The 13,523-nt window shown below is 52.1% G+C and carries 12 protein-coding genes, 1 tRNA gene and 1 pseudogene; 5 read left to right on the top strand and 9 right to left on the bottom strand.

All coding sequences use genetic code 11. The features are described from left to right. The first annotated feature begins 1 nt into the window (after nucleotide 1). Nucleotides 2–961, top strand: coding sequence for a diguanylate cyclase (locus NFC81_RS06955; protein ID WP_304996804.1), 960 nt, complete (start codon nucleotides 2–4; stop codon nucleotides 959–961). A gap of 14 nt (nucleotides 962–975) precedes the next feature. On the opposite strand, the gene NFC81_RS06950 is transcribed toward NFC81_RS06955, so the two are convergent. The 7 genes and pseudogenes from NFC81_RS06950 to pheS all read right to left on the bottom strand — a co-directional run bounded on the left by NFC81_RS06950 (nucleotide 976) and on the right by pheS (nucleotide 6,707). Continuing rightward, nucleotides 976–1,371, bottom strand: a complete 396-nt coding sequence (locus tag NFC81_RS06950; protein ID WP_304996803.1) for a hypothetical protein — start codon at nucleotides 1,369–1,371, stop codon at nucleotides 976–978. A gap of 160 nt (nucleotides 1,372–1,531) precedes the next feature. Continuing rightward, a complete protein-coding gene (locus tag NFC81_RS06945; protein ID WP_304996802.1) occupies nucleotides 1,532–2,290 on the bottom strand; it encodes a methyltransferase domain-containing protein in 759 nt (252 codons plus the stop codon). 77 nt (nucleotides 2,291–2,367) lie between these two features. Then, nucleotides 2,368–2,444 (bottom strand) — tRNA-Pro (locus tag NFC81_RS06940). A gap of 290 nt (nucleotides 2,445–2,734) precedes the next feature. Then, nucleotides 2,735–3,001, bottom strand: a pseudogene (locus tag NFC81_RS06935) (MerR family transcriptional regulator); the annotation flags it as partial. After that, nucleotides 2,979–3,290 carry an integration host factor subunit alpha gene (gene ihfA, locus NFC81_RS06930; RefSeq protein WP_304996801.1) on the bottom strand — a complete coding sequence of 104 codons (312 nt, stop codon included), beginning with the start codon at nucleotides 3,288–3,290 and terminating at the stop codon, nucleotides 2,979–2,981. The gene ihfA and the pseudogene NFC81_RS06935, both read right to left, overlap by 23 nt. A 3-nt stretch (nucleotides 3,291–3,293) precedes the next feature. Continuing rightward, complete coding sequence (gene pheT, locus NFC81_RS06925) at nucleotides 3,294–5,666, bottom strand: phenylalanine--tRNA ligase subunit beta (RefSeq protein WP_304996800.1); 2,373 nt, start codon at nucleotides 5,664–5,666, stop codon at nucleotides 3,294–3,296. A gap of 24 nt (nucleotides 5,667–5,690) precedes the next feature. Next, complete coding sequence (gene pheS / locus NFC81_RS06920; RefSeq protein ID WP_304996799.1) at nucleotides 5,691–6,707, bottom strand: phenylalanine--tRNA ligase subunit alpha; 1,017 nt, start codon at nucleotides 6,705–6,707, stop codon at nucleotides 5,691–5,693. Between the two features lie 213 nt (nucleotides 6,708–6,920). On the opposite strand from pheS, the gene cysQ reads away from it, so the two are divergent. Next, nucleotides 6,921–7,730, top strand: a complete 810-nt coding sequence (gene cysQ, locus NFC81_RS06915; protein WP_304996798.1) for a 3'(2'),5'-bisphosphate nucleotidase CysQ — start codon at nucleotides 6,921–6,923, stop codon at nucleotides 7,728–7,730. A gap of 1 nt (nucleotide 7,731) precedes the next feature. Here cysQ and NFC81_RS06910 read toward each other — a convergent pair whose 3' ends face one another. Further along, nucleotides 7,732–8,055 (bottom strand): helix-hairpin-helix domain-containing protein, encoded by a 324-nt coding sequence (locus NFC81_RS06910; protein WP_304996797.1) that lies wholly within the window; start codon nucleotides 8,053–8,055, stop codon nucleotides 7,732–7,734. A 276-nt stretch (nucleotides 8,056–8,331) separates the two neighbouring features. Here NFC81_RS06910 and pyrB point away from each other — a divergent pair, with 276 nt between their 5' ends. The 3 genes from pyrB to NFC81_RS06895 all read left to right on the top strand — a co-directional run bounded on the left by pyrB (nucleotide 8,332) and on the right by NFC81_RS06895 (nucleotide 11,986). After that, nucleotides 8,332–9,261, top strand: coding sequence for an aspartate carbamoyltransferase (gene pyrB / locus NFC81_RS06905; protein ID WP_304996796.1), 930 nt, complete (start codon nucleotides 8,332–8,334; stop codon nucleotides 9,259–9,261). A 3-nt stretch (nucleotides 9,262–9,264) separates the two neighbouring features. Further along, nucleotides 9,265–9,717, top strand: a complete 453-nt coding sequence (gene pyrI / locus NFC81_RS06900; RefSeq protein WP_304996795.1) for an aspartate carbamoyltransferase regulatory subunit — start codon at nucleotides 9,265–9,267, stop codon at nucleotides 9,715–9,717. A 145-nt stretch (nucleotides 9,718–9,862) separates the two neighbouring features. Continuing rightward, nucleotides 9,863–11,986 carry a methyl-accepting chemotaxis protein gene (locus NFC81_RS06895; RefSeq protein ID WP_304996794.1) on the top strand — a complete coding sequence of 708 codons (2,124 nt, stop codon included), beginning with the start codon at nucleotides 9,863–9,865 and terminating at the stop codon, nucleotides 11,984–11,986. A 68-nt stretch (nucleotides 11,987–12,054) separates the two neighbouring features. Here NFC81_RS06895 and ffh read toward each other — a convergent pair whose 3' ends face one another. Then, nucleotides 12,055–13,449, bottom strand: coding sequence for a signal recognition particle protein (gene ffh / locus NFC81_RS06890; RefSeq protein ID WP_304996793.1), 1,395 nt, complete (start codon nucleotides 13,447–13,449; stop codon nucleotides 12,055–12,057). Nucleotides 13,450–13,523: the final 74 nt, after the last annotated feature.

Here is a 13,523-nt window from a genome sequence, read left to right as displayed (position 1 = left end):
GATGGCTGATAACAACGATATCCGCGATTTTCACTGGATGGTTGAGATCCTGCAAACCATAGACATTGGGCTAGTGGTGATTGATAACGAATATCACATTACCACCTGGAATGCATTCATGGAGAATCACTCGGGTAAGCAAGCCAGCAGTGTTAAGAACAAAAGTCTCTTCGCGGTATTCCCAGAATTACCCGAGCAATGGTTTCGGCAAAAAACCGACACCGTTCGCATGCTCAACATCCGCACTTTCACCACTTGGGAACAACGGCCATATCTAGTGCGCTTTCGGAATTACCACCCGATCACCAGCACCGCCGAGTTCATGTATCAGAACAGCATGCTCTACCCCATTGTCGACACACGCGGGGAGGTTACACACATTGCGCTGGTTATCTTTGACGTTACCGACATCGCAACCAGCAAACTAGCGCTGCAGGATGCCAATGGTGAACTGGAGCGATTAAGTCGAACGGACGGATTGAGCCAACTGTTCAATCGTTCTTTTTGGCAGGAGTGCTTACACCGAGAACTGCAACGCAGCCGTCGCCACCAGCATCCAGCCAGCTTGATTATGTTAGACGTAGACTTTTTTAAGCAAGTAAATGACACACATGGGCATGTGGCCGGCGATGATGTGATCCGCTTTATCGGTCGTCAATTACGTCTGAATATCCGCGAAACAGACATAGGTGGACGTTACGGCGGAGAAGAATTTGCGATTATTCTGCCGGAGACGACCGCACAAGATGCACTTGTCTTTGCTGAGCGCTTGCGCCACATCATTGAAGAATCCACAATGAAGCATGACAGCACTGAGTTCAATATCACCATCAGTTTAGGCATTGCTGAGCTGAACGATCAAATGGGAACTGAACAAGATTGGATAGAAGCTGCTGATCATGCCCTTTATGAATCAAAAGACGGCGGGCGCAATAGCACAACGATCTACACAGCGAAGTAGCACTGAGCTGTGTACTAGCTACTAAGCGCCCCCAGCCAAGCCTGTAGAGCTTGATCGCATAGATCCCCCTTTCCGACATACACCAAGCGAGTTGGCGGAAATTGCCGCAAGTACTCGGCTTGCTCAAGCAGGTCAGGCAGGTGTTTATCGTAGGTTTCTTCACTGTAGCTCGGTGGCCGAAAGACCCGCAAACGCTCCGCTAGGTCGTCACAATCCACCTGTAAAGGATCCTTGTCGCCCAAAATGCACGCCTGACCGGACATGGGGTAGGCGTAGATGAACGTAAAGCCCGGCGGGATGTCGGTATTGGCCAGAATGACCGCGGCACTGCGAGAGACATCGACAAATGGGAGATGGCGACCATCTAGATACCCATAGAGATGTATTTCAACTCTATGTTGCCTTAGCAAGTCCAACAATGTCCTGATTTCGGGAACAACAGGCAAGGGATACGGCATATTTCCCCAGTATAATTTTCAGTTAGTCATTCTCTAAGAATAGACTGCACAGTGCGTATAACCTACCGACTAAAATCACAATCCTAGACAAAAACAAAATAAAAACAAGACATTATTCGGGCTTATGCACGATGTAGTGCAAATACCGAGCAAAAGGACGGTATTCCAAACGCTGCCCCAACTCCCACTCTAACTCTATTTGATCTTCCAAGCGTGGATTATCTTTGAACAATGGCCACATGAAGTCAGTAAAACAACGAACGCCCAAGCGCTCAGTCACGTTCATGCCAAGATCGCTGAGCCAAGACTCCACATCCAGAATATTCAACGGCGAAACAGGCGTCAGCCCCTTTCTATCGCCGGCATAATGATTGCTCGTCGCCTTGCGCAAATTACCTTTAAGCAGGTTTTTAAAAATTATGCTCTCTGCATTGTAGAACAAAAGCGACAAATAGCCACCCGGCGCCACTCGATCACAAAGACTCGCCAAACCATCTTTTGGCTCTACCAACCACTCCAACACCGCATGTCCTAAGACCAAGTCAAACTGCCCCTGCAACGCTTGTAAAGGCCCCTGAGCCCATTTTATTGCAGCCGTGCCAACCCCTTCAGGCAAATTGCGTTGTGCCGCTACCAGCATTTCTGGGGCTAGGTCGTTGTAAGTCACACGATGCCCGTGACCGGCAAATAACGCAGTCATTTGACCTAAGCCACCTGCAGCATCCAACACACGCAAGGGTTTTTCTTGCTGACAAAATGGCTGCATGGCTCGCGAAACGATGGCCATACGAATCTGACCCTTACGCGAGTCATAGATGTTTTTTTGAAAACGGTCGACCAGATGAGAAAAGCTAACGTCACCGGATGTCACAAAGAGACTCCACCAGAATAACGATAAAATTGCAGCGCCTGAACGGCGAGAACATAGATTGGAAAAGGAGGGAAATTTGGTCGGGCATAGAGGATTTGAACCTCTGACCCTCGCCACCCCATGACGATGCGCTACCAGACTGCGCTAATGCCCGACTACGCGGAGGATAATACTCTAACCGATTGAAAATACAAGCCTTTATTTCAGCCAGTCTCTAGCCTCTTCCAGCATATCCAGCAACTCTGAAATATCGTTGCGGGTGATGCTGACAATTTTCGGTGGCTGTTTCGGGATACGTAAATGCCCTAAATCAAAGTCGGCCCCAATGTCTTCGGCCGTCAGTCGCGCCGAATCATCGCGCTCTATAGTGTGCGACGACACCACAGCGGGACTCATTGCTTCCTCTAAGGAAACAGGCGGCTTAGCGGGCTTTTGCCGGGATTTCTGCTCTTGTTCAAGCTTCTGTCTGGCACCATTGATGGTGAAGCCTTCCTCGTAGAGCAGTTGCCGAATAGTATGAATAAGGAGCACGTCGTCACGCTGATAATAACGCCGATTGCCGCGTCGCTTCACCGGATTCAGTTGCGGAAACTCTTGCTCCCAATAACGCAATACATGGGTCTTCAAGCCGCAAAGCTCCGCCACTTCACCAATGGTGAAGTATCGTTTGGCTGGAATATCAGGCATGTTATTCGACGTCCAGCCCAACATTACCGTCGTAATTCTCAACCTGCACCTTTAGCTTTTGGCCAGGCCGGAACGTTACGACACGCCGCGCAGAGATCGGTATTTCTTCACCCGTTTTAGGGTTTCTTCCCGGTCTCTGTCGCTTATCACGCAGGTCAAAGTTACCGAAACCGGATAACTTTACCTGCTCGTTGTGCACCAGGCTTTCTGTTATCTCTAAGAAAAACAGTTCAACCATCTCTTTGGCTTCGCGCTTGTTGAGCCCCAGCTCTTCGTACAAACGTTCAGCCATTTCGGATTTGGTCAGTGCCATGGTTCAGCTCCTCAATGTCGCCTCAAAATCCTCTTGCAAGCGCTCTATGACAGCGTTCATGGCGGTTGTGACTTCCTCTTCAGCCATCGGGCGCTCTGGGTGTTGCCACGTCAGCTGCAGTGCAATACTGCGCAACCCGGCCCCAATACGTTCACCCTCATAGACGTCGAAGACATCTGCGCTCGTTACCCACTCTCCAGCAACTGTTTTAGCTGCGGACAGTAGGTCGTGCGCTGGTACCGAAGTACCCACCACCACGGCAATATCACGTCGACTTGCGGGGAATCGGGAGATTCCCTTATAAACAGGAATGCGGCGCGTAATAACCGCATTAAAATCCAATTCAAATACATAGGCCGGCTTCTTCAGGCCCAGTGCTTTGTCCAAGCGTGGGTGAATACGACCCAACACACCAACGCTTTCACCATTGACCATGACAATGGCGGCCTGACCAGGGTGCAGGTAAGGCACATTCGTCGGCGCGAAGGTAATCTCATTACCCTCTGACAACGCCAGCAAAGCCTCGACATCACCTTTCAGGTCGTAGAAGTCGACACCGGCTGCACCGTTCAACCAAGAGACACCAGAACGTGGACCATAAATCAGACCAGCAACCTTTTTATCTTGCTGTAAGGTATCCAGCGCACCACGAAACACCAAACCGGTTTCGAACAAGCGCACCCGGTCTTGCTGACGCTTAATGTTGTGCTGCAAAGCACCCAACAATCCGGCAATAACGGTGGTTCGCATCACACCGAGGTCTTCAGATATAGGGTTCGCTAACGCTAATGCCGTCACGTCCGGCTCTAGCAGTGCCTGCAATTCCGGCGCAACAAAGCTGTAACTCACGACTTCCTGGTAACCCAAAGACACCATGCGCTGCGCGATCAACCGGCCACTTTGTACCGATTCAGGCAACGGCGATATCGCCATTGGTGCTACCGGATAAGACACCGGCAGACGGTCATAGCCGTATATTCGACCAACTTCTTCAATCAAGTCTGCAGTAATCGAAATATCAAAGCGCCAGCCGGGCACACTGACGGTCCACTGTTCATTGGCATAGTCGACACCAAAGCCAAGCCCAGTAAGAATGCGTGTGACCTGCTCTGTCGGAATATCCAACCCCAGCGCCGCAGCGATCTGAGCATGGGATACTGTTACGGGCGCGACGTTAGGCAAGTGCTCTTCGGCCACTACTTCTGAAACCGGGCCGGGCTCACCACCCACAATTTCCAGCAACAACGCAGTTGCACGCTCCATGGCGCGCGCTTGTAATGCATGGTCCACCCCACGCTCGTAGCGATGCGATGAATCGGTGTGCAAACCGTACGAACGAGCTTTACCCGCCAGTTGCAGTGGTGCGAAAAACGCGCACTCTAAAAAGATATCGCGTGTTTCACCGCTGATACCCGTATTCTCGCCACCCATCACCCCAGCCATAGCCAGCGGGTGCTTTTCATCGGCGATCACTAGGGTATCACTTCGTAAATTAACGGTTTGGCCATCCAGCAAGGTCAGCGATTCGCCTTCATTTGCCCAACGCACGTGAATCCCGCCGTTCAATGTCGCCAAGTCAAAGCCATGCATCGGCTGACCCAACTCCAACATCACGTAATTGGTGACATCGACCACAGGGTCAATGCTGCGCACACCGCCGCGTCGCAAGCGCTCTTGCATCCATACCGGGGTAACGGCTTTGGCATCGATATTACGAATCACCCGACCCAGATAGCGTGGGCAGCCTTCCGGCGCCATAACGGCGATGGGAAACATGTCACTGACCGTCGCAGGCACAGCCGGTATTTCAGGCGCACACACCGGCACCTCATTCAACACGCCCACTTCACGGGCGAGGCCGGCGATACTGAGGCAGTCGGCACGGTTCGGCGTAAGATCCACTTCGATGCACAGGTCGTCTAAATTCAGGTAGCTGCGAATATCGGTGCCCAAAGGTGCATCAGCGGGCAGTTCCATAATGCCGTCGTGGTCGTCGGACAGTTCCAACTCTTTACCACTGCACAGCATGCCAAAGCTTTCTACCTGACGCAGCTTGGCTTTTTTAATCTTGAAGTCACCCGGCAGTACCGCGCCAACGCGGGCAAAGGCGACTTTCAAACCAGCACGCGCATTGGGCGCGCCGCACACAACAGACCAAGATTCAGTGCCGTCGTTTACACGGCACACTTGCAGCTTGTCGGCATTGGGATGGGGTTCAGCGGATTCGATTTCAGCGACCACTACGCCTGTAAACTCGCCTGCAACAGGCTCCGCGCCGTCGACTTCCAAACCCGCCATGGTGACCTGGTGCATTAAAGCATCAGAATCTATTGCCGGGTTTACCCACTGTCTTAACCAGGTTTCGCTAAATTTCATGATCAATTACTTGTCTGTTGGACTTCACTTAAACTGCGCCAAAAATTTCAAATCGTTCTCAAAGAACATGCGCAAATCGTTTACACCGTATCGCAGCATTGCCAAGCGCTCTACACCCATACCAAAAGCAAAGCCCTGATAGCGCTCGGGGTCAATATTGGCGTACCGCAGTACTTCAGGATGCACCATGCCACAGCCCATCACTTCGAGCCAACCGGTATGGCTGCACACGCGGCACCCCTCACCACCACAGTGCACACATTCCATGTCGACTTCCGCCGACGGCTCTGTAAAGGGGAAATAACTGGGCCGGAAACGCACGGCCAGGTCTTTTTCAAAGAACTCACGCAGAAAAGATTCAACAGTGCCTTTCAGGTCGGCAAAACTGACTTTCTCATCAACCAGCAGACCTTCCATCTGGTGAAACATCGGCGTATGAGTCAAGTCGGAGTCGCAACGATAAACGCGACCAGGGCAGACTATACGTACCGGAGGTTCTTGCTGACTCATTACACGTACCTGAACGGGTGACGTGTGCGTGCGCAACAAGCGAGTGGCATCAAAATAGAAGGTGTCATGCATGGCCCGCGCGGGGTGATGCGAAGGAATATTCAACGCTTCGAAGTTGTGATAATCGTCTTCAACTTCCGGACCTTCGGCAACCAGATAACCCATGCGTGTGAAGAAGTCCGTCATGCGTTCTATGGTGCGGGTGACGGGGTGCATGCCCCCTGCTCCGTTTGTTCGCCCGGGCAAGGTAACGTCCACTGTTTCATTGGCTAACTGACGCGCCAACTCGGCCTCTTCCAGACTCGCCTTACGAGCGTTCAGTGCCGCCGCGACCTGCTCTTTCGCTGCATTAATCAATGCGCCAGCGGCCGGTCGTTCTTCAGCCGACAACTGACCCAGTTGTTTGAGCAGTTGCGTCAGGTCACCTTTCTTTCCCAGCTTACGAACACGCAGTTCTTCCAATGCTGAGGGCGAATCCGTGGCAGCTATAATATCAAGAGTTTCAGCTACCAGGGTGTCAAGATTTTCCATGGAAGTCTCAGTAGTTAGATTTCTATGCCCTTACTATAGGGAACCTGATCAAATAAGCAACTGAATTCTAAGGGATTTTTACGCTTTTGATCAGTAAACAACCAAGCCACTCTGGATCGCATTCTGTTTCACTGAACAACCAAGCCAGATGACATTCCACCGCAAGTTAGCTACTCTCAGGCACCGCATAGACTCTACTCGGCAGGACATTTCATGCTGCAAGACATCATCCGCATCGCCCAGTCGGCTGGCGAAGCCATTATGCAAGTGTATCAACAAGACTTTGCCGTGCAGAATAAGTCCGACAACACACCAGTAACCGCCGCAGACATCGCTGCCAATAAACTCATTGAGTCAGCACTGCAAAAGTTGACGCCAGATATACCTGTGCTGACGGAAGAATCGGGCCTCACACCGTGGCTTGAACGTCAAAAATGGCAACGCTATTGGCTGGTTGACCCGCTGGACGGTACCAAGGAATTCGTCAAACGAAACGGCGACTTCACCGTAAATATCGCCTTAATCGACCATCATTTTCCGGTGCTTGGCGTAGTCTATGCGCCAGCGCGCCACGAGCTTTGGTACGCCGAACAGGGTGCAGGGGCTTATCACCAACACCTCACGCAACCAGACCAACCACCTCGGCGCTTGCATACCCGCTCAGCACCACCAGCCAATGAACCTTGGCTAGCGCTCGGTAGCCGCTCCTTTCATGACAAGGCGGTGAATGCATTCCTCAACCATCTGGGCGACCATCAATTGACACCTGTCGGCAGCGCCATCAAAACGTGCATGATCGCGGCTGGCGAGGCACACATATATCCACGCCTGGGACTGACATCGGAATGGGATACAGCAGCATCACAGGTGATCGCAGAAGAAGCAGGCGCGCTGGTAATTAATGCGGAAACCGGAGAGCGCCTGAATTACAATACGAAGGACTCATTACTGAACCCATGGTTTATTGCGGTGTGTGCAGAAGACCCTCGCTGGCGCGCGAGCCTTGCTGCATCACTTGCCTAGCCTAGCTATCGCCCACCACCAGCTGATGACGAATAGCCTCTAACGTACGCGGCCCAATACCGCTGATCGCTAACAGGTCCTCAACTGAGGCAAAGGGCCCGAACTCTTCGCGGTGCGCGACAATGGCAGCAGCCCGCGCGGGTCCGATACCGGCCAAGGCAACCGCCATTTTCTCGGCATCGTCCAGGTTAATATTGACCATGATGACCAATTCATCTGAATAGTCGGCTGGAAAATCCGTCAGTTCCTCGGCGGACAACGACATCGCACCGAACATAACCAATGAAGCCAATACCAAACCGAACACTTTCTTTAATTCAATCATGTTTAGAACTTTTCCTTTTCTAAAATAGTAATCGCCCGTGACCGCCGATCACCTCCACACTGAAGTGATTCGCCATTGGGCACCCTGCACTGCTGTGCAGCGACGCCACTATCACAAAAAGACTGCGCCACAACAACTAACCCAAGGTTCAGTTTTTATACATTTTCTGCCAATTTCTTCACTGAATTGCCTATATCTAATGTGGTCGGTTAAGATACCGTCCAACCAAGGCCACGAATGGCACCTACACTAGGGCCAGCAGACCAGGACCCCACCATGTCCAACATGCTCTACCAGAAAGACATTGTCTCTATTTCCGACCTCGACAAGCAGGCCCTAGAACTCATTATCAGTACCGCAGAACGGATCAAACAGGGCCATTACGAGCCTTGGTTGCGCGACCGCGTGCTGGCCAGTTGTTTTTTTGAAGCGTCAACGCGGACACGACTCTCATTCGAGACAGCAGTACATCGATTGGGTGGGCAACTCATTGGCTTTGCCGACGGCAGCAATACATCGGCCAAAAAGGGCGAAACATTGGCCGACACCATTCGAATGATATCGTCTTATACCGACGCCATTATCATGCGTCACCCGCAAGAAGGCTCTGCTCGACTGGCCAGCGAATTCGCTACCGTACCCGTTATTAACGGCGGCGACGGCGCGAATCAGCACCCCACCCAAACATTGCTCGACCTGTTCACACTGTACGAATGCCAGGGCAAACTCGACGGTTTGAAAATCGCCTTTGTCGGCGACCTGAAGTATGGCCGTACCGTGCATTCTTTAGCGCAAGCCTGCGCCCATTTTGGCGCCAGCTATTATTTCATCTCTCCCGATGCGCTGGCCATGCCGGACTACTTGCTGGAAGAGCTTTCACGGCGTGGCGTTTACTATGAGCGTGCCGCTAATTTGGAATCGGTCATTCCCGAGGTTGATGTCATCTACATGACACGCGTGCAGAAAGAACGTTTCGACCCGACGGAATACATGCACATCGCATCACAATATGTACTTAACGCCGATATGCTGGCCTCGGCGCAGCCGCATTTGCGTGTTTTGCATCCATTGCCTCGCGTCAACGAGATTCATGTTTCTGTCGATGCCACACCGCATGCTTATTATTTCCAACAGGCTGAAAACGGCGTATATGCACGCATGGCTCTGCTCGCCCTACTTCTCAACGAATCGATTCAGGCAGGTTAATAGATGAGTGAGCATAAATTACAGGTGGAAGCCATTAACCGCGGGACGGTAATTGACCATATTCCCAAAGGCAATGGCATTAAGATCGTTCATCGTATTCAAAAACTTTCGCCACATGTTCGCCTGACAGTCGGCTTGAACTTACCCAGCAAAGATATGGGTCAGAAAGACTTGGTGAAAGTCGATGACTGGTTATTTTCCGAGCAACAGGCTTATGAGCTAGCCCTGTTTGCGCCGGACGCCACCATCAACGTGATTGATAATTACGAGGTCGTCAACAAATACAAGATGTCTCTGCCGGATACACTAGAAGGCGTCGTACCCTGCCCTAACAGCAACTGCATATCACACAATGAACCCGTACAGTCTCGCTTCAAGGTATTCCCGCGCGGTGAGCACGTGTCACTGCAATGCCACTATTGTGAGCGAACATTTAATGACAGCCTGTTTACTTGAGTAGAACTTCTTAACTATTTGTTTGCCTCGTTTAAAAGCATTAACTACTATTCAATCAAGATACTAAGAATCGCCACTGAATAAGGCGGTCAGAAAAAGCGCAGGCAGATTGCTACGTTCATCTCACACAAGAGGATTGTCACCGGTGCGCCAATTGTCGCTACGCTTGAAACTTACCCTAGGAATTGCTGCTGGCATCTTCGTTACCCTTATCACGGTCATTGGTATTGGATGGTTCACCATGCAAGCCAATGGTGACCGAGCAGTGCGCGACGCCTCTGAATCGATCGGCGGCCTGGTCGAACAAAACTTACTGGACACCACTGAGCTAATATCTGATGAGGTCGCCAGTTTTCTGAATCGCAGTTTTGATATCTCGCGCACCATGAGCGCGATTTTTTCCTCTACCGCCCGTGGCAATGACACCGGGCGCGCCAGTTTTCAACGCGATACCGTTCTGAGCTTGGTCGGCGATACCCTGGCAGCGAACCCAGGTCTCGGCTCTGCTTATGCCCATTTCGAAGAAAATGCGTACGACGGTTTTGATGCCTTTAACCGAGGCTCAGCGGCTGACCACACCTCAGATACCGGCAGCCTCGACATTTATTGGGTGCGCGATGGTGATGAACTGGTTTACTACCGCACTGAAGATGTCGAATTCAAATTCGATGAATCATTGGACGAATTTGGCAACCGGGAGTCAGAATGGTACCTGTGTAGCCGTGACACGCTAAAACCCTGCATCATGGAACCCTACCTCTACGAAATAGAGGAAGGTTATGAAGTACTGCTGACATCCTTGGTACACCCCATTATCACTGCTGGCACCTTTCGCGGCGTGGCTGGGGTTGACATCAACATGCCTGACGTTCAAGACCAAGTGGTCGAGTACCAGCGCGCTTTGTTTGATGGCGCCGCAGACATCTACCTGTTTAGCGAACTCGGTTTATTGGTGGCCAGCTCTCGCTACCCTGATCGGCTAGGCGACTTAGTGAGCCGGGTTAACCCGGAGCTCCATCAAGGATTACAGGCGCTGACCGGTAGCATTGGCAGCTACAACGACAACATTATTGTGCGCTCTCCCGTTGAGATTGAAGACGTGGATACCGAGTGGAGTGTCGTGATTTCGATTCCTCGCAGCGTCGCCTACGCCAGCAGTGACGAACTGGAACGCACCTTGATTGCCGGCTACCAAGCGACGGCAGGCACCATGGTGGTGTCGGGTTTGCTGCTTTTAGTGGTAGCTATATCACTTATCAGTCTGTGGTTGCGCGTCGCGACCCAACCTATGGTCGCCATGCGTGACCTTTTCGAAGAACTGGCCGGTGCAGAAGGTGATTTGACCAAGCAAATGACGGTGAAGAGTCATGCCGAGCTTATCGGCATCGCCAATGGCTTCAACAGCTTCAGCGAAAAATTGCGCATCATGATCACTGAGCTAAAAGAGTCGGCATCGGACTTGCGCGACCAAAGCTCTATTCTGGTTAACACCTCACGTGACACCGCTGCCGCCACTGATGCCCAGCAACTTGAAATGCAAAGTGTCGCATCAGCCATGAATGAGATGTCGGCCACAGCCAACGAAGTGGCGCAACTTGCCAGCGGCACGGCCAGCGACGCGGACCAATCGAACCAAGCGCTACAAGAAGCCCAAGAAGCCTTCCGTCATACGGTTGAAGAGGTCCGTGAGGTCGCCCGTGAAATGAACAACGCCAGCGAGCGTGTCGCCAGCGTGGCGAAAAGCAGCGAGAACATAACCGGCATCATAGAGGTTATTCAAGCGATTGCTGAGCAGACCAACCTGCTCGCACTGAACGCTGCGATTGAAGCAGCGCGGGCTGGCGAACAGGGCCGTGGTTTTGCCGTTGTTGCCGACGAAGTCCGCAACCTAGCCGCGCGCACCCAAGATTCAACGGAGGAAATACAGTCTCTGATCAACACCTTGCAGAAAGACGTGAATGCTTCAGTCAGTCAAATTGAAGCCAGCACTTCGCGCGTCAGCAAAGCCGTGGCAGACGCCGATGGCGCTTATGTACAAATGGAGTCAGTCGCTTCTCGCATTTCCTCGATCACCGACAACTCTGCGCAAGTTGCCACGGCAGCGGAAGAACAGAATCAGGTAAATGAGGAAATTAATAAGAACATCACCGGCATCGAAGAAGCCAGTACGCGCTTGGCTGAACTCGCCAACGATGTAAAAGGCGTCAGTGACTCCATGCAGGAAATCACCGACGACCTAGATGAACAGCTCAGTAAACTGAAGGTGTGATGACATGGCGTAAGGCGGGTATTGATACCCGCCGTTTGACGTAGATGACGCGGGTGTAAACACCCGCCCTACCGGCCAAAAGGCGGCATACCACCGGGCGGAAAGCCTCCACCACCAGGTGGCATCATACCTTGCATGCCGCGCATCATCTTCTGCATACCACCCTTCTGCCCCATCTTCTTCATCATCTTTTGCATCTGTTTATGTTGCTTCAACAAACGATTGATGTCTTGAATCTGAGTGCCAGAGCCCATGGCAATGCGACGTTTACGCGACCCATTGATCTTATCGGGGAAACGACGCTCTAGCACCGTCATGGAGTTAATGATCGCTTCCATCTGGCGAAACATGCCGTCATTAACCTGTTTCGCAGCGGCCTCTTTCATCTGCCCCATGCCTGGCAGCTTGTCCATCAAACCAGCCATGCCGCCCATGTTGGACATCTGCTGCAGCTGATCACGGAAGTCTTCCAGATCAAAGCCTTTGCCTTTCTTAAGCTTTTGCGCCAGCTTGTCAGCCTTAGCTTTGTCGACTTTGCGCTCTACTTCCTCGATCAGAGAAAGCATATCGCCCATGTCGAGTATACGGGAGGCTACGCGATCTGGATGGAAGGGTTCCAACGCATCGGTCTTCTCACCCACACCCAGAAACTTGATCGGTTTACCGGTGATCTGCCGCACCGACAAAGCAGCACCGCCACGGGCATCACCGTCTGTCTTGGTCAGAATTACCCCGGTCAACGGCAGCGTTTCACTGAACGCCTTCGCTGTATTCGCAGCATCCTGACCCGTCATTGCATCAACGACAAACAGCGTTTCAGCAGGCTGAGCGATTTTATGCAGATCAGCGATTTCCGCCATCATATCGGCATCAATCGCCAGGCGACCCGCAGTATCGATCAGGAGCACATCGACATACTGCTTTTTCGCAGACGCCAGAGCGTTCTTCACAATCTTAGCGGGTTTGTCGCTGGCATCCGATGGGATGAAAATCGCGCCGACTTGCGCCGCCAGCGTTTCCAGCTGCCCAATGGCTGCGGGACGATAGACATCGGCACTGACCACCGCGACTTTTTTCTTCTCGCGCTCAATCAGGTACCGCGCCAACTTCGCAACCGAGGTCGTTTTACCCGCCCCTTGGAGACCGGCCATCAACACGACCGCTGGCGGTTGGACATTCAAGGCCAAGGCTTCGTTGGCATCGCCCATGATGTGCACCAGCTCTTGGTGCACAATCTTTAGGAATGCCTGCCCGGGATTCAACGCGCGTGCGACATCCGCACCCAACGCTTTCTCCCGCACCTGGTCAATGAAAGTTTTCACCACCGGCAAGGCGACGTCCGCTTCCAATAGCGCCATACGCACATCGCGCAGCGTGTCTTTAATATTGTCTTCTGTCAGCCTAGCCTGCCCAGTAATTTTGCGCAGGGAGCCGTTTAACTTTTCCGTTAGGTTACCGAACATGCTAAATCCAACGTTCACCTCATTCAGGCTGTGCAGTATACTGATGCAATTGCGTTGGTTCCACCGACGATTCC

Source organism: Salinispirillum sp. LH 10-3-1 (assembly GCF_030643825.1).
Taxonomy (GTDB): domain Bacteria; phylum Pseudomonadota; class Gammaproteobacteria; order Pseudomonadales; family Natronospirillaceae; genus Salinispirillum.
Note: the sequence above shows the minus strand (reverse complement) of the source record. Positions and strands in the feature narration are given on the sequence as shown.